The 26523-nt window shown below is 46.7% G+C and carries 30 protein-coding genes and 1 tRNA gene; 2 read left to right on the top strand and 29 right to left on the bottom strand.

Annotated elements, in window-relative coordinates; all coding sequences use genetic code 11:
• Nucleotides 1-40 precede the first annotated feature (40 nt).
• The 15 genes from AK95_RS01375 to AK95_RS35215 all read right to left on the bottom strand — a co-directional run bounded on the left by AK95_RS01375 (nucleotide 41) and on the right by AK95_RS35215 (nucleotide 12298).
• Nucleotides 41-1792 carry an ABC transporter ATP-binding protein gene (locus AK95_RS01375; protein ID WP_071218100.1) on the bottom strand — a complete coding sequence of 584 codons (1752 nt, stop codon included), beginning with the start codon at nucleotides 1790-1792 and terminating at the stop codon, nucleotides 41-43.
• A gap of 16 nt (nucleotides 1793-1808) precedes the next feature.
• Complete coding sequence (locus AK95_RS01370) at nucleotides 1809-3572, bottom strand: ABC transporter ATP-binding protein (protein ID WP_071218099.1); 1764 nt, start codon at nucleotides 3570-3572, stop codon at nucleotides 1809-1811.
• Between the two features lie 44 nt (nucleotides 3573-3616).
• Nucleotides 3617-4675, bottom strand: a complete 1059-nt coding sequence (locus AK95_RS01365; RefSeq protein WP_071218098.1) for a hypothetical protein — start codon at nucleotides 4673-4675, stop codon at nucleotides 3617-3619.
• Nucleotides 4676-4700: 25 nt separating this feature from the next.
• Nucleotides 4701-5432: a metallophosphoesterase family protein gene (locus AK95_RS01360; RefSeq protein ID WP_071218097.1), complete on the bottom strand. Its 732-nt coding sequence runs from the start codon at nucleotides 5430-5432 to the stop codon at nucleotides 4701-4703.
• A gap of 39 nt (nucleotides 5433-5471) precedes the next feature.
• Nucleotides 5472-5963: a hypothetical protein gene (locus AK95_RS01355; RefSeq protein ID WP_071218096.1), complete on the bottom strand. Its 492-nt coding sequence runs from the start codon at nucleotides 5961-5963 to the stop codon at nucleotides 5472-5474.
• A gap of 23 nt (nucleotides 5964-5986) precedes the next feature.
• Nucleotides 5987-6622, bottom strand: coding sequence for a histidine phosphatase family protein (locus tag AK95_RS01350; RefSeq protein WP_071218095.1), 636 nt, complete (start codon nucleotides 6620-6622; stop codon nucleotides 5987-5989).
• Entirely contained in the window at nucleotides 6619-7602 is a 984-nt protein-coding gene (locus tag AK95_RS01345; protein WP_071218094.1) for an NAD(P)H-dependent flavin oxidoreductase, read from the bottom strand. The genes AK95_RS01350 and AK95_RS01345 overlap by 4 nt, the downstream gene beginning before the upstream one ends.
• Complete coding sequence (locus AK95_RS01340) at nucleotides 7599-8450, bottom strand: aminoacyl--tRNA ligase-related protein (protein WP_083397496.1); 852 nt, start codon at nucleotides 8448-8450, stop codon at nucleotides 7599-7601. The genes AK95_RS01345 and AK95_RS01340 overlap by 4 nt, the downstream gene beginning before the upstream one ends.
• Nucleotides 8451-8571: 121 nt before the next feature.
• Complete coding sequence (locus AK95_RS01335; RefSeq protein WP_083397495.1) at nucleotides 8572-8844, bottom strand: phosphopantetheine-binding protein; 273 nt, start codon at nucleotides 8842-8844, stop codon at nucleotides 8572-8574.
• A 2-nt stretch (nucleotides 8845-8846) separates the two neighbouring features.
• Nucleotides 8847-9728, bottom strand: coding sequence for a diiron oxygenase (locus AK95_RS01330; protein WP_071218093.1), 882 nt, complete (start codon nucleotides 9726-9728; stop codon nucleotides 8847-8849).
• A gap of 30 nt (nucleotides 9729-9758) precedes the next feature.
• The gene (locus tag AK95_RS01325) at nucleotides 9759-10025 is read right to left on the bottom strand and encodes an acyl carrier protein (RefSeq protein ID WP_071218092.1); all 267 of its coding nucleotides are present in this window, start codon (nucleotides 10023-10025) and stop codon (nucleotides 9759-9761) included.
• Nucleotides 10026-10808: 783 nt separating this feature from the next.
• Complete coding sequence (locus AK95_RS35275) at nucleotides 10809-10943, bottom strand: hypothetical protein (RefSeq protein ID WP_481855802.1); 135 nt, start codon at nucleotides 10941-10943, stop codon at nucleotides 10809-10811.
• A gap of 65 nt (nucleotides 10944-11008) precedes the next feature.
• On the bottom strand, nucleotides 11009-11326 hold the full coding sequence (locus AK95_RS35270) for a hypothetical protein (RefSeq protein ID WP_071218091.1): 318 nt from the start codon (nucleotides 11324-11326) through the stop codon (nucleotides 11009-11011).
• Nucleotides 11327-11379: 53 nt separating this feature from the next.
• Nucleotides 11380-11964: a hypothetical protein gene (locus AK95_RS35265; RefSeq protein WP_481855804.1), complete on the bottom strand. Its 585-nt coding sequence runs from the start codon at nucleotides 11962-11964 to the stop codon at nucleotides 11380-11382.
• 262 nt (nucleotides 11965-12226) lie between these two features.
• Nucleotides 12227-12298 (bottom strand): HNH endonuclease, encoded by a 72-nt coding sequence (locus AK95_RS35215; protein ID WP_343225147.1) that lies wholly within the window; start codon nucleotides 12296-12298, stop codon nucleotides 12227-12229.
• A gap of 39 nt (nucleotides 12299-12337) precedes the next feature.
• Here AK95_RS35215 and AK95_RS01310 point away from each other — a divergent pair, with 39 nt between their 5' ends.
• On the top strand, nucleotides 12338-12523 hold the full coding sequence (locus AK95_RS01310) for a tyrosine-type recombinase/integrase (protein WP_481855803.1): 186 nt from the start codon (nucleotides 12338-12340) through the stop codon (nucleotides 12521-12523).
• A gap of 220 nt (nucleotides 12524-12743) precedes the next feature.
• On the opposite strand, the gene AK95_RS01305 is transcribed toward AK95_RS01310, so the two are convergent.
• A tRNA-Ala gene (locus tag AK95_RS01305) sits at nucleotides 12744-12816 on the bottom strand.
• A 176-nt stretch (nucleotides 12817-12992) separates the two neighbouring features.
• Nucleotides 12993-13466, bottom strand: coding sequence for a transcriptional regulator NrdR (gene nrdR / locus AK95_RS01300; RefSeq protein ID WP_071218088.1), 474 nt, complete (start codon nucleotides 13464-13466; stop codon nucleotides 12993-12995).
• Nucleotides 13467-13615: 149 nt separating this feature from the next.
• Here nrdR and AK95_RS01295 point away from each other — a divergent pair, with 149 nt between their 5' ends.
• A complete protein-coding gene (locus tag AK95_RS01295; RefSeq protein WP_053492022.1) occupies nucleotides 13616-13843 on the top strand; it encodes an alpha/beta-type small acid-soluble spore protein in 228 nt (75 codons plus the stop codon).
• Nucleotides 13844-13911: 68 nt separating this feature from the next.
• Here the strand turns inward: AK95_RS01295 and AK95_RS01290 are convergent, their stop codons facing one another.
• From AK95_RS01290 to AK95_RS01235, 12 genes are all read right to left on the bottom strand, one after another.
• Nucleotides 13912-14478 (bottom strand): lytic transglycosylase domain-containing protein, encoded by a 567-nt coding sequence (locus AK95_RS01290; protein ID WP_071218087.1) that lies wholly within the window; start codon nucleotides 14476-14478, stop codon nucleotides 13912-13914.
• Nucleotides 14475-15074 (bottom strand): dephospho-CoA kinase, encoded by a 600-nt coding sequence (gene coaE, locus AK95_RS01285; protein ID WP_071218086.1) that lies wholly within the window; start codon nucleotides 15072-15074, stop codon nucleotides 14475-14477. Before coaE ends, AK95_RS01290 begins: the two co-directional genes overlap by 4 nt.
• A gap of 9 nt (nucleotides 15075-15083) precedes the next feature.
• A complete protein-coding gene (locus AK95_RS01280) occupies nucleotides 15084-15824 on the bottom strand; it encodes an MntP/YtaF family protein (protein WP_071218085.1) in 741 nt (246 codons plus the stop codon).
• A 122-nt stretch (nucleotides 15825-15946) separates the two neighbouring features.
• Nucleotides 15947-16780, bottom strand: coding sequence for a DNA-formamidopyrimidine glycosylase (gene mutM / locus AK95_RS01275; RefSeq protein ID WP_071218084.1), 834 nt, complete (start codon nucleotides 16778-16780; stop codon nucleotides 15947-15949).
• A gap of 145 nt (nucleotides 16781-16925) precedes the next feature.
• The gene (polA, locus tag AK95_RS01270; protein WP_071218083.1) at nucleotides 16926-19586 is read right to left on the bottom strand and encodes a DNA polymerase I; all 2661 of its coding nucleotides are present in this window, start codon (nucleotides 19584-19586) and stop codon (nucleotides 16926-16928) included.
• A gap of 268 nt (nucleotides 19587-19854) precedes the next feature.
• Nucleotides 19855-20514 (bottom strand): phosphate signaling complex protein PhoU, encoded by a 660-nt coding sequence (gene phoU, locus AK95_RS01265; protein ID WP_071218082.1) that lies wholly within the window; start codon nucleotides 20512-20514, stop codon nucleotides 19855-19857.
• Nucleotides 20515-20567: 53 nt separating this feature from the next.
• Nucleotides 20568-21323, bottom strand: coding sequence for a phosphate ABC transporter ATP-binding protein PstB (pstB, locus tag AK95_RS01260; protein ID WP_009594645.1), 756 nt, complete (start codon nucleotides 21321-21323; stop codon nucleotides 20568-20570).
• 49 nt (nucleotides 21324-21372) lie between these two features.
• Nucleotides 21373-22248, bottom strand: coding sequence for a phosphate ABC transporter permease PstA (gene pstA, locus AK95_RS01255; RefSeq protein WP_071218081.1), 876 nt, complete (start codon nucleotides 22246-22248; stop codon nucleotides 21373-21375).
• Nucleotides 22249-23181 carry a phosphate ABC transporter permease subunit PstC gene (pstC, locus tag AK95_RS01250; protein ID WP_071218080.1) on the bottom strand — a complete coding sequence of 311 codons (933 nt, stop codon included), beginning with the start codon at nucleotides 23179-23181 and terminating at the stop codon, nucleotides 22249-22251.
• 59 nt (nucleotides 23182-23240) lie between these two features.
• Entirely contained in the window at nucleotides 23241-24245 is a 1005-nt protein-coding gene (locus AK95_RS01245) for a PstS family phosphate ABC transporter substrate-binding protein (RefSeq protein WP_071218079.1), read from the bottom strand.
• 128 nt (nucleotides 24246-24373) lie between these two features.
• A complete protein-coding gene (locus AK95_RS01240; RefSeq protein ID WP_071218078.1) occupies nucleotides 24374-25564 on the bottom strand; it encodes a methyl-accepting chemotaxis protein in 1191 nt (396 codons plus the stop codon).
• 175 nt (nucleotides 25565-25739) lie between these two features.
• Entirely contained in the window at nucleotides 25740-26471 is a 732-nt protein-coding gene (locus tag AK95_RS01235; protein ID WP_071218077.1) for a response regulator transcription factor, read from the bottom strand.
• Nucleotides 26472-26523 lie beyond the last annotated feature (52 nt).

Raw genomic sequence — 26523 nt, 5'->3', positions numbered from 1 at the left:
GATCATTTATATCCATCCTGCATTTACTTAAATGAAAGGTTTAAGAATTTACTGCAAACATTTCTACTGGATCAAGCCCCGTTTTATCCTGAGCGGTATACAATTCATAGTAAACATTGCATTTCTCTAGCAACTCTTCATGTGTCCCGAAACTGGCGATTCGACCTTTATCCAATACATAAATAAGGTCTGCATTCTGAATTGTGGACAACCGGTGGGCAATTACAATCGTCGTTTTACCATTACGATATTCGTCGATTCCTTGCTGGACCACTCTTTCAGTCTCCATATCCAGAGAGGATGTGGCCTCATCAAAAATAAGAATTTCCGGATTATCCAACAGTGCGCGGGCAATCGCAAGCCGTTGACGTTGACCTCCCGACAGGGTTACGCCACGTTCGCCGATTATCGTCTCATAACCGTCTGACAATTGTTCGATTACCGTGTCTATCCTTGCCATTTCACACATCTTCCTGACTTGTTCTTCACTGACATGCTCTCGTCCCAAGGTTATATTATTGCGAATGGTATCAGGCAGTAAATAAGGATCTTGGAATACAATAGAAACACGCGAGGACCATTCCTCCCTCTTAACGGCATCGAGTAGTTGATGATTTACATAGATCGCGCCGTGCGTAGGTTCAAAGAAACGAATCAATAACTGGCTAATCGTAGACTTGCCGCCGCCGCTAGGGCCAACAAAAGCAATTTTCTTGTTCATCGGCAAATCAAGAGTGAGCTGGGATAAGACATTATTTGACGCCTCGCTATAAGCAAACGTTACGTTTTCGAAATGAACGTTGTCGATAGGACCCGATAAACTTTTTGTACCTTCCTTTATTTTCGGTTCATCATGTATGCGCTTGATCCGATCCAGATAAGCCATATTAATCGATGTTGTTGCCAGAAAATTGGAAAACAAATTAATTTCATCAATTAAGAGATCCGAAAATTGATACAGTACAACAAACATTCCGACTGTAATATCGCCTTGCATAAGCAGGTATCCTCCATAGCTAAAGACGGCTAGTTTCACTCCCCACTTCAGAGGACTGGTAAAGCCAACCTTTCGGTTGTACAACCTCTCTTCTTTCATTGCTTTACTAAAAAAGCGCTCGTATAATTGCTGATATTGATTTCGCTCCCAGGATAAGCGATTAAAAGCAATCACTTCTCTCGTGGAGGAAATTCCCTCCTCCATCATGACCGTCAAATTGGTCCTATTTTCTTGAACCTCCCCTGAGGCCACGCGGAGCTTGGGCAGGTAATAACGACCGACTAAAACATAGGCTGCGCTAATGACAAATACAAAAACCAGAAGAAGCGGATTCATGATGCCAATGACAACGCTTAGTATCACAATGGTCGTAAGAAGTTGAAAACCGGTAAACAGCTCGACGCCCAGAAGCGTGGACGCTTTCTTGATATCGGATGTAAAGAGCTGTACATATTGGGCGGTTCGTTCACCTTGAATTTTAGACATCGGGAGTCGCTGAAGGGCCGACATTAACGACTCATTCAGCGATTCAAAAATTTTCGACTCATTTTTTTTGGACATGTATGGAGCTATGGTAAATAATAACGAATATCCAAGCACCGCTGCTCCGAACAGCAGCAATAGAGGCACGAGCTTGTCATATTCGCCTAGAATGAAAATATCGTCAATAATATACTTCTGAAAACCGGTAATGAGAACACCCAAAGCGCTTTGAATGCCTACCAGCCCCAGCGCCAGCAGCAATAACCATTTATGTTTTTTGAGCAGTTCCAATATCCATGCATTGCTTTTCATCTATAAGCCCCCATTCCTATGCAAGCACCTTACCATTAGCCAACTCATACAATGCCCCTCGTTGGTCAATCAGTTCATCATAAGTGCCGGATTCCACAACTTCCCCTGCCTCCAACACAATAATGCGATCTGCGTTGCGGATTGTCGTCAGGCGATGTGCGACCACGATAGTCGTTCGACCTTGCATTAAATGGTCGAGGGCTAGCTGTACTTCCTTCTCACTAATGTTATCCAGAGCCGAAGTCGCCTCATCAAGCAAAATCACCGACGGTTTTTTAATAAACATTCTGGAGATAGATAGCCGTTGACGCTGCCCTCCGGAAAGCTTTACTCCTCTTTCGCCAACAAGCGTATCCAGCCCCTCTGGCAGCTTGAAAATAAAATCATACGCATGCGCTGCCTTAGCCGCGTCAATAATTTCTTCTTCCGTCGCATCCGGATTTCCGAACCTGATGTTTTCCCTAATCGATTTTCCAAACAAATAGGTATCCTGAAACACATATCCCATGCTATCACGAAGCTGGCTGAAGGACAGGCGTGCGATCGGAACCCCATCCAGCTCAATGCTTCCCTGGTTAGGGTCATAAAAGCGGGGTATGAGCTTGAGTAAGGTCGACTTGCCGCTGCCGCTTGCCCCTACAATAGCTATCTTTTCACCAGCACGGATGTGTAAATTTAATCCATTTATAATAAGCTGGTCCTTGTAACTGAAGTGAACATCCTTAAATACAATATCTCCTTTGATCTCAGGTAGCTTAACACCATCTCGATCCTCTACGACCTCGGGCGTTTGATTCAGAAATCGATATAAAATTTCTCCTTGAAACATTAACTGCCTCTGCTCGGTAGCAAGGGAAATAATTTTTGTCATAACGAAAATAGTATAAAAATAGATCAGTAAAAATACGACAAATTCACCCACGGTAAGCTCATTATGACGCGTCAAATAGGCGCCGTATGCAATAATGCCTATGGCCCCTGCGTTGTTGCTGAATCTTCGAACGCTCCCTCTTAAATAAGAAAACATATTCATCTTTAAATAGGACTGCAAATAGCGGGTTATCTTCTCCATATGGCGTGTCAAGTTCCACTTCTGTCGTCCGTAAGCTCTGAATTCAGATAGGGCCGATACACTGTCATAGACTTGTTTATTTAAATCGGTACGATGCTCGGCAGCCTGCTTGCCATGAATGATCGCCTTTTTTGCAAAATAAGGACCTATCAAGTAATAAAGTACAAAGATCGGAATTAAAAGCAAGGTAAGCTTAGCATTCGTAGTTATCATGACTAGTAAAGATATGATGGAAAATATCGAAAACTGAATGATCGTCGGAAGATACGTCTTATAAATCTCCTGTATCGATGCAACCTCATTATTGAGCAGCGAAAGCGTATGGCCTGTTGGTCGACTTTCGAAAAAAGGAATGCCCAGCTCTCTTGTTTTCTGGAAAGCCGTGAATTGCAGATCGCGCGCCGTATGCTCCGAAAGCTTTCTACGAAAAACATTGCTTCCTAGCGTTGCAAAAATAAGAAGCAGTGCCAGTGCCCCTAGACCGATACACCAATTAATAAAAGTTCGGTAATCCCGATTGGGATAAATCACATCGATAAAATGCTGAATGATTTTTGCGAAAGCCAGCTCGCAGGATGCAATAATGATTCCACACGCAACTAGTGAAACGGCAAGCCCAATATAAGGCTTTACAAATGATAAGATCCAAAAGTAGACCTTCAAAGTGGAGGTCCTTTCCGGAGATATCGACCCAGTCTTGTTCTGCATAATGCTCTTTATCCCCCATTGCCATTTTATCTCTACATATTGATTCAAGAACGGAGCAGCATTTCATCCACTTTCAAGCCTATCTGCTGCAAACCCAACTCCGCTTCGTATAATTCCAGAAACTTTTCTTCAAGCTGATCCAGCATATCTGGATTAATTTTCAACCCTCTTTCTTTCTTCAATGTGTAAAACATGATGAGATAGCTCCCCGTTTCCCAAAGATCGGAGTGTTGCTTGAAGATGTGAATGAGTTCAGCTTCATCCGACGGACTAATCAGACCGCTTGAACGCAACAATGCCGGTAACTGTATTCTTGCCGAGTGATAAAAGAAGGGACGTCTTACCGATTTCTTCAATGTTATTAAACCTGCCTGATTAACCTCCGACAACATGTCCTTTAAATGGTTGGCCGTATGTTTTAAGGCCTCTACCCCATAAAGCCGTTCCTCTGTGCCTGTAAGTGCTCTCAATTCATTGGATATAGCATAATTCGGAATATCTGAACCGGCGTACAGACCTGGTATCCGATAATCGGGCGGAATCAGACTTTGATTATCCAGCTTGGCAGTTTGTTTCGGACGGCATCGCCAAATTTGCGCCTTAGCCTGCGAATCCAACACTAATGCATGATCAAAATCGCTGAACGCTAAGCGATATACATCAATCTTGCCGATTTCAATACAGTCCTCCAGCAACATATATGTTTGCTCCGTATCGGAAAAGTCATATATAAATGCAGGATGAATCCGATGAATTTGGTTGGAATCATAACCTGTCGGATAGTAATAACGATCCAAATTAACGAAAAGATAATCTCCTTCTTCCAAACCTTCCCGAATGGCTTCATGTGCTTCTTGTTGATTGGAAACCGTCACAACCGTCGTATCTATAAACGCCTCAAACGGAAACATAAACTCCATATTAAACATATGCTTATCAAACAAACGGACGTCGTGATGCTTGTTATAAAAATAACCTGAGATCAGATATGGAAGTTGACGAAATACGGGGTTTGCCTCTACCAGCATGGCAATAAGATTATTGGTTCTGCAATCCAACCAAACATCTGTGAATGGTTGGATCGGCAAAGATGTGTTATTCATACGTCACCGTCCTTAAATACTTGTACTATTTTGATTCCACTTTTGCTTTTTGCCGATAAATTCGGTTGATCTGGCCATCCATGATCTCCAGCCCATTTAATTGGTACCCGAACGAGCAGCCACCGTCAATGCCAATTTTTCCGGGTCCGTACCAAACCTCAGGCGATCCATGCAAGTCCACCGTCTTCGTATGGCCAAATATGACTGTTTTTCCCCTATCCTTGTCGACCGTATAGAATTCCTCCCGAATATAAAGAAAATCACACGGTGATTGCATCTTCCACTCATCGTATGACGGGTTTAAACCGGCATGCACATAGATGAAATGCTCGTCCTCGTAATACATAGGCAAATCCTTCAAAAAACGAATATGCTCGGAGTAAGTGGTCCGAATACGCGAACTGCAATTCACAAGTTCTTCTTCACTGCCCGCAACAACCTCCCCGCAATAGCTGGCAAATGTCTGGACTCCGCCCTTATCCCAAAACTTCGCAATTTCCTCCGAAGTTGCCAGACCTGCCACAACATTCACAAAACGGTGATCATGATTGCCCTGCAATGCAATGGCATGCTCTTGCTGAACCAAGTGTTGGACCAAGGATACTGCCTCCTTGCTTCGCAACCCCCGATCCACATAATCGCCCAAGAGGATCAACTGATCTTTGGAGGAATCAAATTCAGCTTCTTTCAGCAATGCAATTAACTCCTGATCACAGCCATGAATATCGCTAATGACGAGGGTACGTGACTTTTTCAAGAGAAGCTCTCCCTCACTCTAAAATATGACTTTCTCCCATTACAAACAGGCATGCAACGCTCTATCTCCCGTTTTATTAATGTTCAAATAAGTTAAACTTCCAGCCTCCATACTGACATCGAGTTGTTCAATATGCTCAGACGGCAACATAAGCCACCAACCGATACAAGGAGGTATAAGAAGTGAATCCATAACAACAATTACTGCTTCGGGCTTTCTTTTCTGCAGTTCCTCCATCATCCTTCTGATCTGAGCAAATCGTTCAATTCCGGGAAGCTGTCCGGGTTCGCCTTCGCCGCCCCTCCGAAGCGCCTCGTGATACTCAAGCTTCGTTTGAAAGTTTTCGGCGAAAACAGTGGATGCTTGCACGGATATTGGATCATCGCCACTAAGCAGCAGTGGCGCCAATTGCCCGAGATACGATTGAATGATGGTTGCGCTCTCCGCCAATTTTCTTCGCTTAAGCTCCTGTAGTTCCATTGACTCCTGTTCATTCTCTTGTTCGATATGTACTAAAAAGAGATGCTTCATCCACTTCTTCTCCTAATTGAGTTTTAAGCGTTCATTTGCTCAAGATGTCTGCTGTCATTCAAATATTTTATCGTTCTTTTGCCCGATGCATCATCCGCCAGTACATGCGTGCAGGAGCATGGTTCGACAGTGAAGGATGGCTTAATCATTTTCGTAAGAAGCTTTCTCTGAATATTAAACCACCAATACAGCACCGATACGCAGGAATTGCCATGGGCTACGATAATTGATGTCTCGTTCTTCCGATTGACGTTGTTGTCCATAAACCGATTTACGCGATGCTGCATCATCTGTTGGCTCTCCGCTTCGGGAAATTGAATCCAATCAAATATAGGAAGCGTAAGAGGCTTCTTGATTTTCGCAGCCTCTTCTTTATTCATTTCTCCTGCTACACCTAAGGACAATCCTCTTAAATCCGAGTCTATTCGTGGCTCGACATCCAGATATTGTCCGATAATGAATGCTGTTTCGCGAGCTCTGGCAAGATCGCTTGTATACATGTTTACTTTCTTCCGTGAAAGCAGATCCCTCAGTTTCCTTCCCGTAAGATCGGCCTGACTCAGTCCCTTGCTTGTCAGAGGCGTATCCGCCCAACCTCCACCGGTACCATTGACTAAATGCTCTGCCTCGCCATGACGGATGAGAATTAATTCTCTCATCGTTTCCCTCCTAAACTTTCCATTAATTCCGCCGCAAATTGATCCATGATGTTGGAAACAGAATTGACCATATGGATGTTGCGACACGACTCGCCGCAATAAAGCGCCATGTTGTCTATCTCTCCTTGAGTATGCTCCGTTGGCGCGGCTGCGCTGAATCTCGCAACAGGATAAAGCTTTTCATCCACTACTGTTTTCGCAATAAAATGAGTAGGCTGACTTTTCCCCATCTTGACCGTTTGATTCAGAATGACTCGGTGCTGCCTCCCCGGCCAACCGATCTCATAAAGATTAGTTATTATCGTATCCTCAGGCATGGCCTGACAAATCATATCCTTATAGCGCGGATGCGCGGATGATTCGAGCGCTGAGGCAAACAGAGTTCCGCACAGGCAGCCGCTCGCCCCCATCTGCCGATAAACAGCGTAGTCTCTGCCTGTTGCAATTCCGCCTGCTACAATTAATCCCGCATCGAACCCTCGGGCAGCTACCGCCTCAAATAATTGTTCTGTCCGCTGACTGCCCAGATGATGCCCTCCGGCTTGAATACCCTGAAGAACGAGAAAATCCGCCCCCATTTCCACTGCCGTTTGTGCCTCTGCTTCCGTTCCGATCTGAATAATCACAGGGATGTTTTCCATCTTAAGGAGATTCACAACAGCAAAGGGCGGCAGCCCATAGAATACAACTGCAATTCGACGCTCGTCGCTAGCTACTATTGCTTCAATTTGTTGTTTCAAACGCGCTTCACCGGAAACCTCCGGAATGACGTTAATCCCGAAAAAACCAGAAGTTAACTCTCTGGTTTTTTCGATATTTTTAAGCATATCTTCCGGGAGGCTCTTGTACACTGCAAGAACGCCAAGGCCGCCGTGATTCGAGACGGCAGCAGCCAATTCCGGACCTGCAACGCCACCCATTCCAGCCTGAATCAAAGGCAACTTCATCTGAAAAGCTGTCAACAGCTTTACCTCACTCATAACTTAAGCTTCTCTAAAATTACATCGATATTTTGATCATAAGCTTCCAACAAAGCATGAAGCCATCTTTCGATACCAAAGGCAACGCAGCCAGAAAATACGCTATTCCCTGAGGAGTCTTTAATATTGCAGCGTTCTCCGAAGAAGTTGCGATGATAATTGACGGAAGCAATGGAAACGCTCCCCCCATACACGAACTCTTCTTTCACCGGATCAAGACGTTGAAGCAATGCTTTGCTGCCGTCCTTGTCATAGAACGGATCTGTTGCCACCTGGATTTCAATTTGAAGTCCCAGTTGCTTGGCCAAACTTAAAATTTTGGTTTTGTGCTGCTTCAAATGGGTCTGAACGTCCTTCGTGCTACCAATGCAGACAATCTCCCGCATCTGGAAGCTCCATAGCCGTTTGAGTTCATTATATTCGTTCTCATTCCGGTAGCATCTGGCGATTGTGGTCACGTATTTGGTTTGTGGCAATACCTGGCCCTGCATATTCAAATAAATGTTGTAGCACGCTGCAGAAGGCAGCATATAGTGGCTGTCCAAATGATACTCGGACTGTATGGCATCTACTGAAGTATCGTTAGTAAAACAATCACAGGATTCAGGAGACAATTGCGATACTGTAAGACCGAGATGAGGAAAATTTTTAAAATAATCCAGTCTGGCAAGTTCTTGTACCTTCATCAAAGGAGGATAGACATTATACTCCGCGTTCACTTCTCGCGCCAGCTTTAGAAAGATGCTATCCAGCTGCTCAACTATTTTTATTGCGCCCTCGCCAAACGTAGCCAAGCCTTGATCAATCGAATATAACGCCTTGTCCGCTGTATCAATTCCGTTGTTCAACTGCTGTTCATCTCCTTTAATTTAAATCCAAGTTTCCAAAACAAATTTATTTACAACAAAATAGGTTCATTTCACAAATTCCAAAAACCAATATCAACATCTTCCTGCAACTTCAAGAAAACTATAGTGACGCGCTTTCTACATTTGCATGAAAATAGGTTTCTTCTATCTTCGCCAAGGTCCTCACTCTATCGAGAGTAAAGTCAGATGTATAGATTTCGGTTCCAGTCAGTTGCTCCAAAAAGAGCAAAAACTCGACAAACTGCAATGAGTCTATAATTCTATTGTCAATCAAATCGGTATGCCAACCAATTTCAAGTGCATCTATATCGCTTCCGTTATATTTATCCCAGATCCATGTTTTAACCTGTTCGATTTTCGCTTGAGCTCCCAACTTTATATTACAACTCCTTCTGTAAAAATCCCGTTTCTCAAAAAGAAGGATGACGTACGCTTCAATATTTTCTCGTTCTCTATCGCCCGTTCAGGCATTTCAAGCAAACGGTTACGGAAAGCGTATGGATCGTCAATGCCTGCATCCTTATAAACAATAGGATTATATAAGGAATGAATACTCGCCTTCATATAACGTTTGATGTAATCCTCCAGTTCTTTCAACTTGTCCCCATCGTATTTCTCCCTCAAATTCTCATGAAGCACCTTGACAATTTCTCTGCCGAATGAAATATGCCGTGATTCATCCATATGATGAACCTTATTAATCTTTTGAATAATAGGATCCAGTGTACGATCGTTGCCCATGCAAATATTAAAATAGTCAACGATTTCCTCAAAAATAAGGATCCGGGCAAATACAAGAAAATCCTCAAAATCGGAATGTCCACTATTTTCGATTTTAACTTTCTTATCAATATAGATTTTCCCGCCGTATTTCAGACAGAATTTCGAAAAAAACCACATATGTTCGTTTTCCTCACCGACAAAATGGTGGAAAAATTCTGACGGAAGCTCAAAGCCCTCGGTATGAATCCGTTTAATAACCTCTATTAATAACTCTCGAATACCGTGAACGTTTAAGCTGTAGAAGTTAATACTCTCCCATTTGCTGAGCACCATAATCTGTTCTTTTGACAGTCTTTCCATATAAGGCGTGTTATAAATGGACAACAGCTTTTCGCTCATCCACATTTGATTAGTATCCAACATTTCTGTCCACTCGAACTCTTTGTAAGGATTATAATGTTCCTCTGCGGCTATATCGACTAACTTTTGAAGCACTTGAACGTAATTATCATACAGTTTGCTTGATACCAACATATTCAAAACCCCTTTTTTTATATTATCCAGTCAATTCTGATTTATCTGAGAGGACAGTTTTCCCATAATGCGTTCTGTGATTTTTTGAATAGTAGAAAAATGCTCAAATAACATTTCATTATCTTCATATGAAATATCAAAATGTTCTTCAAACTCGATGATTAATGACACCATTGCCAATGAGCCTAAACCGAGATCAGCCAACGAGGCCGAGGCTTCAATGTCATGCTCTGCCCTAATTTCCCGCTTAACCTTGTCCATTATGATCCGGACCGTTTCATCATATGATATATTCACTTGGGATTATCCTTACCTTCAATTTGATCTATTTGTTAAGCAAAAATACGACAATTCTGTTCCCAATGGAACATTTTCCTACATCCTTATAAAAGGCCTCTATTATCTAGTAAATATGGACCGGTTAAACAAGCCTTTTTATCATTTAATTTTTACATGAAATATCACGAAATGAATGCGCTATCATTCCAGTTTAGTGCTCTGGTGGTGCTCACTAATGTATGTATGTTTATATTGGGTTGACTTCATATCTTGGGCTTGGTGTGGACATGCATATGTAGGAAAGAGCATGCAGTAACTTTATTCCAAACAAGAATAGGTTCCAGTTGTTGTTTATTGCATGTGCTTCATATCAGGGGCAATCCTGAACCTTGGGAGGGAATTTTCCGCTTTGATGTAAGTTAAGCTAATAAAAATGAAAATGCATTTATTTATATCTTATTTTATAAATAAACATCCCCTTTCTCTCTTGGAATTCAATAGGAGTTAGAATTTCATGCCTTCATTATGAATACAACATTTAATAGTTCCAAGATAAGAAAATTTAATCCATATAATTACCATTTATACAATATAATACCTTGGAACTAGATCCTAGTTTAACGTAAAATTAACTATTTTGTATATAATAATATTTTATCCCTACTCTGTAAAAATTTTACCTTGCCAAAATGAATGTAAGCTCACACAACAAATCCCCAACATCTCGAATAAGGAGGAAACTCCTAGCTTTTGTCTTGTCACACCACCATACATGGAGGCCGCACACGGGGGTACCAAATGTTACCGAAGTTCAAAACAATGAGAAAAAAAGCCGGAAGGGCGTTGTTGGTTTTTGAGACATTTCCCAGCTCTTCCCCCCATACCAGCTACAAATACAATCGGAAACTCCAAACCTTTACTCTTGTGGATCGACATGATTCGAACTACATCTTCCTGCTCACCTATGGAGGTTGCAGTCCCAAGATCGTTACCCGCTTCTTTCAACGTTCAATAAAGCGTAAGAACCTAAAGAGTCCCCGGAAAGAAGTTGCTTCATACTGCCGAGCACGATCATACAGTGCTTTTAGATTCGCTTGACGCTGAACACCACCAGGAAGCCCACCAACGAAATCATAGTAATTCGTTTCTCGGTAAATCCGCCAAATGAGATCAGATAATGAGCCCTCCCTTGCATCCGTTCTCCACCTTTCCAGCTGTTCCAGAAAGGAAGATAACTTCAATGCAAGTTCATCTCCGTCAACCGTGATAGCCGTCTTAGAAGGATCTACATCTGCTGCAGCAACTTCCAAAATAGACAATTGTAAATCTTCTGGCACCCGATCGGAAGGTAACTCTTCACCAACATACTTAACTACAGCCTCGAAAAATTCCCCACTGCGGTAGACAGTGCGAACCTTAGCCAAATCATCAGCCGTGGATTGTCGACAACCTTAAGGAGGCAGAGCATCGTCTCAATCTCTGTAGCTGTAAAATAACCTGTGTTCAGCTCTGCGTATGCTGGAATGCCTTGAAGTTTTAATTCCTCAATAAATAAAGGAGCAGATGCTTGGGGCGATCTCATCAAAACCACGTAATCACGATAAGTCACTGGTCGAAGGGATCCAAGTTTCTTATCGAATACTCGGAATTGTTCCCCACCTGTAAGTCCTATTAGTTTTTTGATTTCTTGTGCCACCACTTTAGCTTCCATTCGGGCTGGTTCAAGATCCTCAACTCCATCCTTCAGGAATTCATTGGTATCAAGATCTTCGATTTGATCATAGATAGAAATGTCACTACCTGACGCTCCTTTATCTCGATCAATGAGCAAGAGCTCCGCCTTGTAGTCGTAGTCCGTGTCCAACGTTACCCCAGGATAATTTGCACCATAAACAAGCTCTGCATCTTTATCATAAGAAATCTCACCAACTTGTTCACTCTTAATCTGCCGAAAAATGTAATTGGCAGCATCGATAACATCTCTACGGCTTCTAAAGTTTTGAGCAAGGTCTATCCTTAGACCATCACTACCCCCATCCTTCCGAAACCTGTTGAATTTTTCTAAAAATAGTCCTGGTTCAGCAAGACGGAATCGATAGTGGGGTAAGGACCCCGCGCCTTATCACATTCCTGTGACTGGTTTCGGAGAACTCCCCCCCGAACCGTACGTACTTGTCTCCAAGTATACGGCTCTCCACTTGTCATTTTGACTAAGATACCTATTCACCATGATGGATTTTGTTGTGACATTCCTGACAAACAATGAGTGTCTTCCTGTTCTTACCGATCATCACTTTTTCCCATTTTTCTTTGCCGCGGAAGTTCCTCGCATACGTTTCCACGATCTCAGACATACAGTAGCGAGTTTGATGTTGTCAAAAAATGTGAACCCTAAAGTAGTAAAGGAAATTCTCGGGCACTCTGACATTAGAGTAACCCTTGATACCTATTCCCACGTTTTACCCTCTGTTCATAAAGAGACCGCTACGCAATACGGTGAGATGCTGTTCGGCTAATATTTAAAAAAGTCCTCTTTCCTTAAGATGCCGAATAAAGAGAACGCATCAAAACGTACAGTTGAACTCTGCATTTTTATCTTAATCTTGCTCAAAATCACTAAAATAAATCCTCAGTGTGACCAAACGTGTGACCACGCACCATAATCTTCAACATCAATGCATAGCAAAAAACCGCCAAACACTCGGAAATCCTTGTGTTTGGCGGTTTCTTAAGTTATGGAGCCTAGGGGGATCGAACCCCTGACCTCATCGCTGCCAGCGATGCGCTCTCCCAGCTGAGCTAAGGCCCCGTAAGCGACTTCTATATCATATAAAAAATCAGCAGGCATGTCAACAGGTTTTTCACATTTTTTGATGACGTGCTGTATCCCTTTTACTTCTCTATATAATGTCACTTATCGATGATGAGGATGGGCTCCTTGAGAGCACCGGAAGAGCACCTGGATCACGCAGAACCCTGGCGCTCTTACAGCTCCTGACCGTCCGTATCCTTGGACAGCAGGCTTTTCAGTTCCTTCATAAACATATTGATATCCTTGAACTGCCGATACACGGACGCAAACCGGACGTACGCTACCTCATCGACCGGATACAGCCGTTCCATCAGAAGCTCCCCGATCTGGCGGCTCTCTACCTCTGCTGCTGCAGTATTGCGCAGTGCCTTCTCGACATCTGATACGATCATATCCAGCTGATCCACGGATACCGGACGCTTCTCGCATGCCCGGATCAAACCGCGGAGTACCTTCTCCCGGCTGAATTCTTCTCGGCTTCCATCCTTCTTCACAACAATCAGCGGCGTTTCCTCCACCATCTCAAAGGTTGTGAATCTCTTGCTGCACTGCTCGCATTCCCTGCGTCGGCGGATGGATTTATTCTCGTTGGCAGGCCTGGAATCCAGCACTTTCGTTCCGGCATAACTGCAATATGGACACTTCATAAAGTCATCTTCACTTCCTTTGTTTTCAGCGTAATTTAGCCTTAATGGCCCTAATGAAAAATTTACCAGCAAAACTTTTTTCTTTTATGTTATGAAAATGCGAAACCCGAGACATAATACTTTTACCAACCCAAGGAGGTGAACTTAACATGGCACAAAGCAACAACAACTCCAACAACCTGGTTGTTCCTCGCGCAAACGCTGCTCTTGAGCAATTGAAGTACGAGGTAGCTCAAGAACTTGGTATCTCCATTCCACAAGACGGATACCAAGGTAACATGACTTCCTACGAGAACGGTTCGATCGGGGGATACATCACAAAGCGTCTTGTAACCCTGGCCGAGCAACAATTGGCTGGTCAATTCTCCGGTCAATAATTGATTCTTCCTTAAAAAAGGAGTGTTGGACGGCTCGATGTAAGAGCCTGTCCAGCGCTCTTTTTTCGTTAAAAGCCGTCCTTATACACATCCGTATATTGATTATAATAATAAATCACGCGCTGTACATAGTGGCGGGTTTCCCCGATGGGAATACTCTTCACATTCTCATAGGTTCCATCCCACATGCCCTTGTTGATCCAATTCTTGACGTTCCCGGGGCCTGCATTATAGGCGGCGATGGCGGCAATCGGGTTGCCGTCCATTTCCTTGTGCAGGTTCTGAATATACCAGGTGCCCAGCTGGATATTCGCATCCACTTCATTCTTTACATTCAGCAGGTTTACCGATGGCAGCTTGGCCATTTCCATCGCCCAATTCGCCGTATCCGGCATCAGCTGCATAATGCCCAGGGCGCCTTTCTTGGACTCCTTACCCGGCTTGAAGTTCGTCTCGACACGAATGATGGATGCCACCAGGAACGGATCGACCTCATAGTAAGCGGCATGCTTCCGAATTTCATCCTTATAATGAATCGGATACAGCAAGGTCATCCAGTTCGAGCTCAGATACAGAAGCGCTACAAAAGAGACAAACAGCAGAAGCAGCACTCTTTTTTTACGGAGCCACTTCATAGACTAACCAACCTGCCCCACAGGTTGTCCACCTGCTGCTGTGTTTCGGCCAATGTTCCGCTGTTATCGATGAGGATATCCGCCAGACGCTTCTTCTCCTCGATATCCATCTGACTGTTTAAACGCGCTTCTGCCGCTTCCCTGTTAAGATCATCGCGTACCATCAGACGCTCAAGCTGCAGCTCTCGCGGTACATAAACAACAGCGATCTGGTCAAGATAAGAATAATGCTCCTTGGCCTCAAGCAGCAGCGGAATATCCGCTACGACCAGCCGGTCGGGATACTGCCGCTCATACGCTTCCGTCCGTTCCCGGATTTCCTGCCGTATCGCCGGATGCGTGATCTCATTCAATACCGTTCTCTGCTCGGGATGATGGAAAATCACTTCCCCGAGTTTTTTTCGATTCAACGTACCGTCCTCAAACAGGATCTCTTGTCCAAAATGTTCGGTCACTTTACCCAGCACCGGATGACCCGGGAGCATGACTTCCCGGGCGATGAGATCCGCATCGACGAGAAGTGCTCCCTTCATGGTCAACATGGAGGACACGGTGCTCTTGCCAGTTGCAATTCCTCCGGTTAAACCGATATTCATGACTTCACCTCATAACAGCTTCATTATACCCATGACGATTAACAAAAAAGCAGGCAAATAAGAGATAAAACGCATCCCGCCCTTGGATGCAAAGCGTAATCCAACCCTCATGCCCAGCACCAGAAATATCCCGCTAAACAAAGAAACAACAGCCGCGGTACCTAACGGTGAGAAGCCCAGCATGGCAGCGCCAAGCCCTGCGCCGAACGCATCGAGCGATAACGCGATCCCGAGCCACATCGCCTCCCACGGGGAGATGCTACCGGAGTCGTCCAGATCCGCCTTCGAGGGACTGCGGAGAATTTGAATGACAACCCCGGCCTTCGGAATCTCAAGAGAGAATACCGCCCGCTGAAGATGCACTTGACCTGCCGTGTTAACCTCACGTCTTGATTTCACTTGATGGTCAGATGTCTTCGTTTCCATAAGAGACTTCGAAACATCCTTACTGGAAACCGGCTGCACATCTGACTCGTTTTTGCTGCGAACTTGCTGATATAGAGACCATAAGCCCAGCAGAATCAAAATGGCGGCTCCGATCACGGACGCAAAGGATGGGGATAAGAACCGCTGTAACAGCGCGCCCGCCTGCATGGAGGCGCCAAGCACCAAGCCGGAACATAGCGAGATGATTAATACAGACAGCAGCGGTATCCTTGTTTTGCGCAGACCGTATGTAACCCCCGCACCGAATCCGTCCAGGCTTAATGCCATGGCCAGCAGCGCAGACGAGAAAATATGACTGAGCACCCTTTTCCCTCCTCGTAAGCTCCACATCAAGCGGCTCATTCATGAAGAAGAGCAGCTCCATGCGCTCCACATATGTTCCACATTATATGTGTAGGGATAGGAATGGGTGCACGCCTATTGGATTACTTCTTAACCGGCTGACACTTCGGGCAGAAGTGGGTCCCCCGTCCGCCAACCACGATCTTATGAATCGGTCCACCGCATGTATGACACGGCTTGTCCTTCCGTCCGTAAATCTGATGACTATGCTGGAACATCCCCATTTCACCCTGTCCATTGACATAGGATTTAATGGAGGAACCACCCGCTTCTACGGCTTCGGACAGTGTATCCACAATGGCATGATACAATCGCTTGAGCTCGGCATCCTTCAGGCTGTTGGCGTTACGCTCCGGATGAATCTTGGCTCGAAACAATGCCTCATCGACATATATATTGCCGATGCCGACCACATATGCCTGATTCAGCAGCACCGCTTTAATCTTCGTTTTTTTGCTGCCGATGACTTCCTTGAAGGTTCCGAACGTAAACGTGTCATCCAGCGGCTCATACCCCAGCTTGGCAAGAGGAGCATGCTGAAACTCTTCGCCCGTTGCAAAGAGATGCATCGTTCCGAATTGGCGTACGTCCTTATAACGCAGCTCCGTCCCGTCCGAGAAATGGAATATAACATGGGTGTGCTTCTCCACCGGCTCCTCGGCAGAGTACAGCCCGTAACGCCCTTCCATTCGAAGATGCGAGACGAGCACCAGTCCGTCCAGCAATATCCTTAAAAATTTCCCGCGGCGCTCTACACCTTCCACGGTATGATCCTTCAACATAAACGCAAATGCCTCAATATCATCGGGACGCTGAATAATCCGCGGCAGATGTACGGATACATGATCTATATGCTTACCTTTAATCAATTGGTTAAGTGTTCGTTTCACCGTTTCTACTTCCGGCAATTCCGGCATAATGTCTTCACCTCATCTCCCATTATACCGGAAGTTAGGACAGAGCGGGACCATGGTTTTGTGGAAAGGTATGGTGCATAATGCGCCCCTCTTCACGCCATGATCCCTATAAACGATTCTCTATCGGCTAACATATTGTATAACTTTACTTCGCTTCGTACCAGTTCTCGCCATAGCTGACTTCCGATTTCAGCGGTACCGACAGCTTCAGTGCCTGACTCATCACTTCCGGTACCAATTCCTTCATGATCTCCAGCTCATCCTCCGGTACCTCGAACACCAATTCATCGTGCACCTGAAGCAGCATGCGGCTCTTCAATTGACGATCATGCAGCGCCTTGTCCATATGGACCATGGCCAGCTTGATAATGTCCGCCGCGGTTCCCTGAATCGGCGTATTCATTGCTGTCCGCTCGGCAAAAGACCGCAGGTTGAAGTTGCTAGCGTTAATCTCCGGCAGGTAGCGTCTGCGTTCAAGCAATGTCTTCACATAGCCGTCTTGCTTCGCCTGCTTGACGATCACGTCCATATAACGCCGGACGCCCTGGAACACCTCGAAATACTGGTCAATGAAGGCAGCGGCTTCCTTCCGGGTAATATTCAGGTTCTGGGACAAGCCATAGTCGCTGATTCCATACACAATGCCGAAGTTAACCGCCTTGGCGGATCGGCGCATATTGGAGTCCACCTCATCCACGCCGACTCCGAACACGTCCATCGCGGTCTTCGTGTGGATATCCATATCGTGGACGAAGGCTTCCTTCAGACGTTCATCATCTGAGATATGCGCAAGCACGCGCAGCTCGATCTGGGAGTAGTCCGCCGCCAAAATGCTCCAGCCCGGCTCGGACGGAACGAAGACCTTGCGCAGCTTGCGGCCCTCCTCCAGACGGATCGGAATGTTCTGCAAATTCGGATATTGGCTGCTCAGACGACCCGTCGCGGCAATCGTCTGACGATAGTACGTGTGCACTTTGCCAGTTTGTGACGAAATCTCCTTCAGCAGACCTTCCACATAAGTGGATTGCAGCTTGGCCAAGGTACGATACTTCAGAATCAAGCGGACAATATCGTGATAAGGCGCCAGCTTCTCGAGCACCTCGGCATCGGTGGAATAACCGGTTTTGGTCTTCTTGATGACCGGAAGCTCCAGCTTCACAAACAGAATCTCGCCCAGCTGTTTAGGCGAATTAAGATTGAATTCCGTTCCGGCGATCTCATATATCTCATGAACCAGCTTCTCGATCTGTCCTTCAAACTCGCGACCCAGCTCCTTCAAATCCTCCGCATTCACAGCAATTCCCTGCTTCTCCATATCGGCCAGAATGCGGGACAGCGGCATCTCCAGCTCGTGGAACAGCGGCAGCATTTCATTGGCAGCCAGCTCCTTCTCCTGAACGGGAACCAGTTCGGATACAGCCAGGCATTTTCTGGCCATGTGCTCGCTGAGCTTCTCCATATCGGGAACCTTGTACTTTGCCCCTTTACCGAACACATCCTCATCGGCTTGAAGATACGCAAGCCCGTATTTGGAGGCCAGACCGCTAAGACTTTGATTCGATTCGGTTGGGTCCAGCAGGTAGGCAGCCAGATGAACGTCAAATGCCGCACCGGCAAAAGCGATGCCCTGCCAGTGGAGGGCCAGATCAATGCGGTGCAGATCATATCCGCGTTTAGGGATCCCGCTATCGGCAAGCCAAGCACGAACAGGCCCGGCCTCTTCCGACTTCAGAACCTCAAACGGAATGAAGTACTGCCGTTCCTCCGTAGCGAGTGCGAGCCCGATCACCTCGGCATGATGGGGATTGTCCCCATGCGTCTCTACGTGGAGTAGGGTGACCTGGGCCAGGTTATCCGCAACCTCCTTAAGCCCCTTCGTGTCTACAAGGGTCACTTCAATCTTCGCTTCGGGCTTCGACTCAGCCGCATCCCCGCCCACTCCGCTTGTGCTCAGGTTTAACCGTTCAATGAGCGATTTAAACTCCAGCTTCGCCAGTGCGGGTCCTGCCGTCTCTTCATTCAAGCCTGTAAACGCCATGTCATCCAGCGACTGCTCCAGCGGAACTTCGCGGAAGATCGTAGCCAGCTTCTTGCTGAGTATGGCGGAATCTGCATGCTCTTCGATTTTCTCTTTCATCTTGCCTTTCAGCTCGTCGGTTCGTGACACCACGGCTTCAACGGATCCAAATTCATGAAGCAGCTTCAGAGCCGTCTTCTCACCCACTCCTGGAACGCCGGGGATGTTATCGGAAGCATCGCCCATCAGTCCCTTGAGGTCGATAATCTGATCAGGCGTCAGGTCATATCGCTCCTTAATCTGTTCCGGTCCGTAATACTCGATGTCGGTAACGCCCTTGCGGACCATGGCGATCGTGGTATGCTCCGAAGCCAGCTGCAGCATATCCTTATCCCCGGATACAACCATCACCTTCCGACCAGCTTCGTCAGCCTGACGGGTAATGGTCCCGATAATGTCATCGGCCTCATAACCGCCGATTTCAAATTGGGAGACGCCAAGGCCTTTCAACAGCTCTTTCAGCAGCGGGAATTGTCCGGAGAGCTCGGGAGGCGTTTTCTGGCGGCCACCCTTGTAATCCTGAAAATCCGCATGCCGGAACGTTTCCTTGCCTGCATCGAATGCGACCATCATATGGGTCGGTTTGTGTTCCTCAATCAAGCGAAGCAGCATCGTCGTAAAGCCGTAAACCGCATTCGTCTGCTGTCCGCTGGCATTGGTCAGCGGCGGCATCGCGAAGAATGCCCGGTAAATGATATTATTTCCATCAATTAAAATCAGCTTGTCCATAGAACACCTCGCACCAATATTACTTCCTTTCCACATGATAACATAGGTTACCGCCAATTCCGAACAATCCGTTCGATTAACGGTGAATTCGTGATTTACGCAAAATAACCCCACAAAGTGGAGCCTGTGCTTAGATGCTTATTCCAAATACTTTGCGGGGGCCCCAAAACATATAAATGCGATTAAAGAATAGTCTCGCTTCGCTGGAGTTTTCTAAATGCTCGCAAAAAAAACGCCAGCTTTCGCCAGCGTTTGACTTATCATTATGCTATTGATTGAGGTCGGGACGATGACCCGTTACGAGGTACACCGTGCTCTCGCCAATGTTGGTTGCATGGTCGGCGATCCGTTCGATGTAACGTCCCACCATGATCAGCAGCATCGCCTGATTGGCCGAATCCGGATCGGAGGTCAGATGCGCATACAGGTCCTGCAAAATCACGCTGTACAAATGATCGACCTGATCATCGTCCTGGGCCATTTTATAAGCCAGATCCGTATTTTCCGTCAGATAGGATTCGATGGATTCCGAAACCATCGCGCGCACCAAATCCGACATCCGCGGAAGATCCACCAGTGGCTTGATCAGCTTCTGGCCTTGCAGACGGATCGTCACTTTAGCGACATCCCGCGCCAAGTCACCCATACGCTCCAAATCGCTTGCAATCCGGAAAGCAACTAAAATCCGGCGCAAATCTTTTGCCACAGGCTGCTGGGTCACGATTAGGCGGGAACCGATGTCCATGATTTGCTCTTCCATGTTGTTTAACTGCACATCGTTCTTGATAACCGCCTGCGCTTTATCCGCATCCAAGGTCTGCAGGGACTCCACGCTGTTTGCCAGTGCCTCCTCCATATGCTTGCCCATATCCTGCAGCAAACTTCTCAGCTCATCAAGCTGCTGATCAAACTCAATTCTCCGGATCATGTGTGATGCTCCTCCTATCTACTTTTAAGAAAGATCATTGTCGTGATAATGGCTTAACCGAAACGGCCCGAGATATAATCCTCGGTACGTGCGTCCGACGGCGTCGAGAACAGCGTATCGGTGTTTGCGGATTCAACCACTTCGCCATTCAGGAAAAATACCGTCTGCCCGGATACGCGTGCTGCCTGATGCATGTTGTGCGTAACCATGACGATGGTGTATTTGCTCTTCAGCTCCTGCACCAGCTCTTCGATTTTCAGGGTCGAGATCGGATCCAGCGCGGAAGTTGCTTCGTCCATCAGCAGGATATCCGGTTGTACGGCAAGTGCCCGGGCAATGCATAGACGCTGCTGTTGGCCGCCGGACAAGCTCAGCGCGGACCGCTTGAGATAATCCTTGACTTCATCCCACAGCACGGCTTGTTTCAAGCTCTGTTCCACGATTTGGTCCAGCTCCGCTTTATTGCGGATACCGTGGAGTCGCGGCCCGTAGGCGATGTTGTCATAAATGGATTTAGGAAACGGATTCGGCTGCTGGAATACCATCCCTACCTGCTTGCGCAAGGCTTCAACGTGGACTTCCTCGCTGTAGATTTCGGTTCCTCCGATTTGCACGCTGCCTTCAATCCGAGTGGAAGGAATCATGTCATTCATGCGATTCAGCGTGCGCAACAGCGTAGACTTACCGCAGCCCGACGGTCCGATGAACGCCGTCACCGTTTTCTCCGGAATATCCAGATCCACGTTTTTAAGCGCATGGTACGTGTCGTAGTAAAGGTTTAATTTCTTAATCTGTATGATGGATTCCATATCTTATTCATGTCTCCTTTTTCACGATTAGATCTGCTTTATGCGTCTCTTAGATGTTCTTCGAATACTTGTTCCGGATCCACACGGCTGCAATGTTCATGATGAACAGCATGATGAGCAACAGAATAATACCCGAAGCCGCCAGCTCATGGAAAGCCTCACTTGGTCTTGATACCCAGTTAAAGATCTGGATCGGCATGACAGTAAACGAATCGAGCAGATTTTCCGGCAAGAAGGCCACGTACGTTAAAGCACCAATCATGATCAGCGGTGCGGTTTCGCCGATCGCACGAGACAAGGCCAGGATAACCCCGGTCATAATTCCAGGAATCGCTGATGGCAGCACGGCGCTGGATACCGTTTGCCATTTCGTTGCGCCCAGCGCATAAGAAGCATCGCGCCGGTTCTTAGGCACGGCGCGAAGCGCCTCCTGAGCGGCAACGATAATAATTGGCAGCACCAGCAGCGTCATCGTTAATACCCCGGACAACAGGCTGCGGCCAAGATTCATGCCGCGCACGAAAATCGCCAGTCCCAGGATACCATATATAATAGAAGGAACCCCTGCAAGCGTACTGATATTCAGCTGGATCAGCCGAACCCAGCGGCTGCGGCCCGCATACTCTTCAAGAAAGATTGCCGCGCCCACGCCTAATACAAAAGACAGCGGGGCCATGAGCAGGAGCAAATAAATCGTGCCGACAATCGGCGATTTCAGGCCTGCTTTATCCGCGATACGTGACGGAAAGTTCGTGAACAGATCGGGTGAAAGTCTGTGAACGCCATCCATCACGATCGTAACAATCAAAGCCATCAAGGCTAGAATACCGATACTGGTACAAGCCAGGAATATCATATGCAGCGTTTGGTCACCCAGACGTCTCCGGTTGATTCCTTTGCTATCCCCCAGATTCAATTGTTTCATCTAGTATTCCTCCCTGAAGCGGCGAGCGACCCACTGCGCCAATATATTAAGCAAGAAGGTGATGACAAACAAGGTCAGACCTACCGCAAAAATCGTGCCGTATTCAATCGTTCCTCGCGGAACGTCTCCCATGCTTACCTGAACAATATAAGAAGTCATCGTCTGAATGCTTTCCAGCGGATTCAGTGTCAGCTGCGGCGTAGCACCTGCAGCCACCGTAACGATCATCGTCTCGCCAATCGCGCGAGAGAATGCCAATACGAAGGACGATACAACCCCCGATAAAGCGGCAGGCAGTACAATTTTCAGTGCAACCTCAAATCGGGTAGCACCCAGCGCGTATGCCCCGTGACGAAGGCTCTTAGGCACCGCACGCATCGCGTCTTCACTTAAAGACGAAATCATCGGCAGGACCATGATGCCGACCACGAGACCCGCACTAAGCGCATTGAATATCCCCATGTCGGGAAAAATCTTTTGAAGGAATGGTGTTACCGTTTCAAGCGCAAAATATCCGTAAACAATCGTTGGTACACCAGCCAACACTTCAAGCACTGGCTTTACAACCCCCCGAACCCGGGCAGGAGCGTATTCATTGAGATAAATAGCGCATGCCAAGCCGATAGGCACTGCGAAAATGATCGCAATGCCTGTAATCAGCAATGTGCCGCCCAGCAAGGGCAGCACGCCGAATTCTTTTGGAGGGAGAATTGGACTCCATGTCGTTCCAGTCAAGAAGGACCATACCGGCACTTCTTTGAAGAAGATCACGGATTCCTGTAGAAGCGTATATACAATACCGATGGTGGTAAACACCGAAAGCATGGCACACAAGCCGAGCAGGATTGGAACAATTTTGTCTGAGAGGCGTGTTTTGCTTCGACGGAATGTCATGCTTTTAGTGTTTGCCGCCACGGGTGAAGTTTTGTTCATTCTCCTCTTCCCTTTCTATGGGTTGCCCGAAGGATTCCCTTCGGGCATGAAGTCTTTAATTATTTTGCCAACTTGTCTTTTTCTTCTTGATACTGTTCATCTTGAAGCGGTACGAAACCAACTTCGCCAGCAAGACTAGCGGCATTATCAAGGTAGAAGTTCATGAACGCATTCACTTCCGGGCGCTCAAGCTCCTTATCGTTTACATAGAGCAGCAGCGGACGGGACAATGGAGCATAACTGTTATCCTTGATCGTTTCCATGCTTGGAGCTACTGTAGCCGTGCCGTTATCGATCGGAACCAGCTTCAATTTGTCTTGGTTCTCTTCATAGAAGGAGAATCCGAAGTATCCGATGGAGTTCTTGTCGCCAGCAACCCCTTGTACGACTGCGTTTGTATCGGCACTGAACGTGATTTGGCTATCGTTTCTGCTTGCTTGCGCTTCACCGTTAATCGCTTCTGTGAAGTAGTCGAATGTTCCGTGGTCTGTACCAGGAGAGTAAATTTTGATTTCCTCTGCCGGCCATCCTTCGCGAACGTCAGCCCATGTTTTTACAGTGCTGTTCGGCTCGTAAATTTTCTTCAGCTCATCTACCGTTAATTTATCTACGAATTCATTGCTCGGGTTAACAACAACGGATAGTCCGTCATAAGCTACCAGAACCTCATGATAGGTAATACCCTTGGATTTTGCTTCTTCAGCTTCACTGTCTTTAATTGGACGGGATGCATTGGAAATTGGAATCTCTCCATTATTGAAGCGTTTGAAACCGCCACCTGTTCCGCCTGTTCCAATCGGAATGCGGACATCCGGGTTTGCTGCGCCGAACTCTTCAGCAATGGCTTCAGTTAACGGATGCAATGTACTGGAACCGTCAATTTCAATCGTTCCTGACAAAGCTGTTGTGGTGCTTCCTTCATTTTGCTGTGCTGAACCGTTGTCTGTATTTTCTCCTGAAGCACCGCCGGAAGTTGTTCCTCCGCCGCATGCCGCCAAAAGCGTGCTCAGCATCAATACCAGTACGAGAATACCTGCTGGTTTACGACCCCTTCTTTTAAACAAACGAATCCACTCCTTCAAAATGGTTGTTGTCTCTACTTCCTACTTACAATATTGATAATAATCCCGGAATGTAATAGCAGTTTCTGAGAAATGTAAACGCAGTGTAAAATATTTTAATCATAGTAGAGTTATAGATTCGACCTTTCTTCCACGATCGAAGCTTCACCGGTGTTCATTCCCGCAAGCTCATCCTTGACCTGCTCCACTCGCTTCACGGTTTCCTCGGCCAGTTGATAAACCTGATTACCGGACTTCTGAACCTCTTGAACGGCGTTGTCCATTTCATTAAACATTTGGGCACCTTCCGTTACATACCCCTCGCAGGATTGGATTTCCTTCAGCGACGATACAGCCCCCTTGGCTGTATCTGCTGCCAGCCGCTGGATTTGCTCGAGCAGCTGCGATATATCCCCTGACAGCTTGCGCGTTTGTTTTGCTAGCGATTGTACCTCTGCCGCAACCACTTGAAATCCACGCCCATGCTCTCCGGCATGTGCTGCTTCAATTGAGGCATTCATGGCCAGCAGACTGCTTTGGTTCGCAAGCTCGGTAATCATGCCGGTGATGGAAAATATGCGGCCGGCATCGGCTGCGAGTTCGGAGGCCTGGCCTTCACGCTTCGTCATATCCTCTACAAGACCAAGGTACGAGGTTCGGACAAGATCCAGTTTCTCCTTCCCCGTTTGTGACCACTCCCTCATCCGTATACATTCCGAGTTTGTTCTCGCTGCTGCCGTTCGGACCTCGGTTAAAGAAGATTGAATGTTCCGGGTATGCCGGTAGCTTTCCTGCAGGATCAGTTCACGCTTCTCTTCCGCTTCCGCTTGGAGCATACTGGACAGACTCATCAGATCCCGGACGGTGAGCACGCCTAGCAGTCGTCCTTCATCCGTGATCAGGACACAATCGTAAAATTTGGAATCCGGGCGCTGCAGGGACAATTCCAGCAGCGTTCCGACCTTCTCGAATATATCGACACGCGTCGGTTGATGGTCCGCAAACTGGTAGGCGGGCTTGGAATAATACAGATCCACGGCAAACCTGCCCATCATTCGCTGATAAAACACATCCCGCATAATCAGTCCTGCTGGTGTATCTGCCTCATCGCAATAAATAACACACGGGATACGCTGATCCTTCGCAAACACATTCAGCACATCGAGGCAGGATTCAGATTTTGTTATAACAGGGACCCTTCTTATGTATTGCCGATATAATGCGCCTGCTTCAGGCTCGCTTGCTGCTTGTCCATCAAGTACCGGCTCTACCTCCATCTTCATTCTCTCTGTCTGATTTGGTTTGGTTTGAAGCAGTGTCATGCGCCTTCACCCCTTCTTCATCTGGTCCTTTAGACGCATCTTACCGGACAAGTATTATGGGAATATACTCGAATGATTAAGGGAGTGTAAACTGCGGAAGGATTATTACGCAGAAATGAGACATTAGACATGTCAGGATCTGACCAAAGACCCAAAAAAAAGACTCCTCATCATTTCAAACGGAATGATGGGAGCCTTTTTTCGGATTCACTACAAGTTTATAACCAACCCCGCGAATGGAGTCAATGTGTACAGATTCAGGATCGAGCTCAAGCTTCTTGCGCAGGGAACTCACATGAACGTCCACGGTTCGCTGACCGCCGATATAATCGAAGCCCCAGACCACGTTCATCAGATCATCCCTCGTTAACACAACGCCCGGTTTTTTGGCCAGGTAGAGCAGCACCTCAAATTCTTTCGGCCGGAGATTAATGCTCTGACCGCCAAGCCGGACCTCGTATTTCTCAGGATAGATTTCCAATTCTCCAAGCGAAATGACGTTTCCCTGGTGGTCTGTCGTCTTTGCTTCATCGGCATGACCGGAAACCCGGCGCATGACGGCTGATACACGGGCCAGCAGCTCAGATACGCCAAATGGCTTGGTAATATAGTCATCCGCCCCCATCTTCAAACCTTGAACAACTTCCTCTTCGGCGTTCTTCGCGGTCAGAATAATGATCGGCGTGGTAATTCCGTTACTTCGGAGCTTCTCTAAAATCTGAAAGCCGTTCATGCCAGGCAGCATGACATCCAGCAGGATCAGATCATATTCATGATTCGACGCTTTCTCGTAACCTGCGGTACCGTGTTCCTCTACCTCGACTTGAAAACCTTCCTGCGTCAGATTGTAGGACAACAGCCGCGATAGTGTCGGCTCATCTTCAATAACAAGCATGCGTTGCGTCAATGTTACCCCCGCCCTTATCTTGATAATTGGACTGCTTATGCAAGTATATCAA

The organism is Paenibacillus sp. LC231, from assembly GCF_001860525.1.
Taxonomy (GTDB): domain Bacteria; phylum Bacillota; class Bacilli; order Paenibacillales; family Paenibacillaceae; genus Paenibacillus_AQ.
This window is presented reverse-complemented; position numbering and strand designations above follow the sequence as displayed.